The sequence below is a fragment of the Flavobacterium sp. genome, from assembly GCF_003525665.1.
In the GTDB taxonomy this organism is placed as follows: Bacteria; Bacteroidota; Bacteroidia; order Flavobacteriales; family Flavobacteriaceae; genus Flavobacterium.
The window spans coordinates 571-4071 of sequence record NZ_DQDX01000059.1 but is presented as its reverse complement, the minus strand read 5'-3'; the positions used below and the strand labels follow the sequence as shown (position 1 = coordinate 4071).

3 protein-coding genes are annotated in these 3501 nt (G+C 33.9%); all 3 read right to left on the bottom strand.

All coding sequences use genetic code 11. The annotated features are described in order from the left end of the window. Positions 1 to 47 precede the first annotated feature (47 nt). A complete protein-coding gene (locus DIU01_RS04145) occupies positions 48 to 1313 on the bottom strand; it encodes a sigma-54-dependent Fis family transcriptional regulator (RefSeq protein WP_290831984.1) in 1266 nt (421 codons plus the stop codon). A gap of 106 nt (positions 1314 to 1419) precedes the next feature. Continuing rightward, positions 1420 to 1791: a GxxExxY protein gene (locus DIU01_RS04140; RefSeq protein ID WP_290831983.1), complete on the bottom strand. Its 372-nt coding sequence runs from the start codon at positions 1789 to 1791 to the stop codon at positions 1420 to 1422. Positions 1792 to 1870: 79 nt separating this feature from the next. Next, entirely contained in the window at positions 1871 to 3316 is a 1446-nt protein-coding gene (miaB, locus tag DIU01_RS04135; protein ID WP_290831982.1) for a tRNA (N6-isopentenyl adenosine(37)-C2)-methylthiotransferase MiaB, read from the bottom strand. Positions 3317 to 3501 lie beyond the last annotated feature (185 nt).

Here is a 3501-nt window from a genome sequence, read left to right as displayed (position 1 = left end):
TATAGAAATTTTGTGTTTTATGATTTGAGTTTTGGCTTTTATTTATGTTATAAATCGTATTGCTTGATTTTTCTATATAAGGTACGTTCCGAAATTCCTAGTTCATCTGCAGCTGCTTTTCGCTTGCCTTTGTTGCGTTCCAATGATTTTTTAATGAGTTCAATTTCTTTGGCTTCCAACTTTAAAGTTTCTTCTTCTTCAATGGTTTCAGCAAAAAGATAGTTGTCGTTATCATCATCTTCATCATCAAATTCTTCTTGTTCCACTTCATTTGTTACCGGAATAACTTCGGTGGTTCTCGTTGGTTCTTCGAAAAAAGTTTCTTCATTGGATTTACCGTAAACTTTCTGAATCAAATTCGGATTGATGTCTTGCGCTTTTGCTCCGTTTTTCATCAATTCTAAAGTCAATTTTTTTAAATCGTTCAAATCACTTTTCATGTCAAAAAGCACTTTGTACAAAATATCTCGTTCGGTAGAGAAATCATTCTCCGATTTTTTTCCACCAATAACACTCGGCAACTGACTTCCTTCTTGCGGCAAATACGACATTAAAGTTTGTAAAGAAATATCTCTTTTGGTTTCTAAAACTGATATTTGTTCGGCAGAATTTCGCAACTGACGGATATTTCCGCTCCAGCGATAACTTATAAGGTATTTTACAGCATCATCATCTAGTTTGATTGCGGGCATTTTGTATTTGTGAGCAAAATCAGACGCAAATTTTCTAAACAATAAATGAATATCATCTTTTCTTTCACGCAACGGCGGAAGTCCGATTTCTACAGTACTTAATCGATAATATAAATCTTCACGAAACTTTCCTTTTTCGATAGCATCAAACATGTTTACGTTGGTTGCGGCCACAATTCGAACATTAGTCTTTTGAACTTGTGATGAACCGACTTTGATAAATTCGCCATTTTCCAAAACACGAAGCAATCGCACTTGCGTTGTCAATGGCAATTCACCAACTTCATCAAGAAAAATAGTTCCACCATCGGCAACTTCAAAATAACCTTCACGTGTTCCAGTCGCGCCAGTGAACGAACCTTTCTCGTGTCCGAATAACTCACTGTCAATTGTTCCTTCAGGAATAGCACCACAGTTTACAGCAATGTATTTTCCGTGTTTTCTGTGTGAAAGTGAATGTATTATTTTTGGGATACTTTCTTTTCCAACACCACTTTCTCCAACTACCAACACCGAAATATCAGTAGGAGCAACCTGAATGGCTTTTTCTACGGCACGATTGAGCTTAGGATCGTTTCCTATAATTTCAAATCGTTGTTTTATTGATTGTATTGTTTCCATATTTTTAGCCACGAATTGTACTCATTTTGAATGAGCTTATTTTTTTTAGCCACGAATTACACGAATTGTCACTAATTTTATTTTCATCTTAATTATTTCACGAATTTTATAGTACAACTCTTTTATGCTGTAATGATTTATTTGAAAAGTTTGCTAGAATTCCTAGTCCACTTTTTGTAATATTCATGTAGTTTAATGTTTGTACAATGTTATCGTCTACTAATAATTTTGTTGCTTTTACTTCTAAAATAATTTCATCGTAAACTACAAAGTCTGCATAAAATCTTTTTTTTAAAGTATGACCTTTATATTCAATTATAAATTCTTTTTCTCTTTCGAATGGAATGTTATGATTGGTGAATTCAATTTCTAATGCTTCTTTATAAACTGCTTCCAAAAGTCCGCCACCGAGGATTCTATGAACTTCCATACACAATCCAATTACTTTATAATATTCTTCCTGCTTATATAATTCCATAATATTCTTTTTTAAAATTTGTGAAATGTTCACTTCAAACTAATTCGTGAAAATTCGTGAAATTCGTGGCTAAAACTTTTTAATTCATATCGGAATACCCAACTGCAACACCTTTCAAAGTACCACTAGTGCAACTTTCAATTTTCACGTTCACAAAGTCACCAATTTTATAATTCTCCTTTGGAAAAACCACCGTAATACTTTGTGAATTTCTACCAGAAAACTCTTCTTTTGATTTTTTAGATAATTTTTCGATTAAAACTTCAACTGTTTTACCAATAAATTCTTCACTTCGTTGCCAAGCATGCTTTTGTTGTAAATCAACAATTTCTTGTAAACGTCTGGCTTTGGTTTCTTCTGGAACGTCGTCTTCCATTTTTCTTCCTGCTAATGTTCCTGGTCGTTCAGAATATGAATACATATATCCAAAACTATATTTTACATATTCCATTAAAGATAATGTATCTTGATGATCTTCTTCGGTTTCTGTCGGAAAACCAGCAATCATATCTTGAGAAATCGAACTTTCAGGAATTATAGTTTTAATCTTATCAATCAATGTCATGTATTCTTCACGCGTATGCAAACGATTCATTTCTTTCAAAATCCTGTTACTTCCCGATTGAACCGGCAAGTGAATGTGTTTACAAATATTTGGATATTTCGCAATAACATGCAAAACACTTTCGTGCATATCTTGAGGATTCGAAGTAGAAAAACGAATACGCATCTTAGGAAAAGCAACAGCAACCATTTCCAATAAATTATCAAAATCTACCGAAGTCGCTTTTTGCATTTCACTGGCATTCACAAAATCTTTTTTCAGTCCGCCACCATACCAAAGGTAACTATCAACATTCTGTCCAAGTAACGTAATTTCCTTAAAACCTTTGTCCCACAAATCTTGAATTTCAGCCATAATACTCTGTGGTTCACGACTACGTTCACGACCACGAGTAAACGGCACAACGCAAAACGTACACATATTATCACAACCACGCGTTATAGAAACTAACGCTGTAATTCCGTTGCTCATTAATCGCACTGGCGAAATATCTCCGTAGGTTTCTTCTTTTGATAAAATTACATTTATAGCATCACGACCTTCTTCAACTTCGGCAAGTAAATTGGGTAAATCCTTGTAAGCATCAGGTCCAACAACCATATCTACAATTTTCTCTTCGTCTAGAAATTTCTCTTTCAAACGTTCTGCCATACAACCCAAAACCCCAACTTTCATTGACGGATTGGTTCTTTTCACAGCATTGTATTTCTCCAAACGCTTTCTAATAGTTTGCTCTGCTTTATCACGAATAGAACAAGTGTTTACCAAAACCAAATCGGCTTCTTCCAAAACCTGAGTAGTATTGTAACCATTATTAGACAAGATGGAAGCCACAATTTCGCTATCAGAAAAATTCATAGCGCAACCATAACTTTCTATATAAAGTTTCTTCGTATTTTCTATTTTCGTATCAAGAACTAGACTTTGTCCTTGCAATTGTTCATCAATTTCCTTTTCCATACTTTATTATTGTCATTCCGAAACTTCGGAATCTGGACTACAAAGATAATACTAAATTATAAAATCTGACAAGATGGCAGTTTTGTTTTAACTTTTTTTTATTAGAAGCTATTCCAGCTTTCCGTTGCAAGTCCTCACAAAAAAAGTAAAGTTTCTAAAGTTTTAAAAAGAGCTTCCGTTGGTCG

Bases quoted from the DNA above. Each gene is read 5' to 3' on its own strand.
- DIU01_RS04145 (WP_290831984.1), bottom strand. From the start codon at position 1,313: ATGGAAACAATACAATCAATAAAACAACGATTTGAAATTATAGGAAAC.
- DIU01_RS04140 (WP_290831983.1), bottom strand. From the start codon at position 1,791: ATGGAATTATATAAGCAGGAAGAATATTATAAAGTAATTGGATTGTGT.
- miaB (WP_290831982.1), bottom strand. From the start codon at position 3,316: ATGGAAAAGGAAATTGATGAACAATTGCAAGGACAAAGTCTAGTTCTT.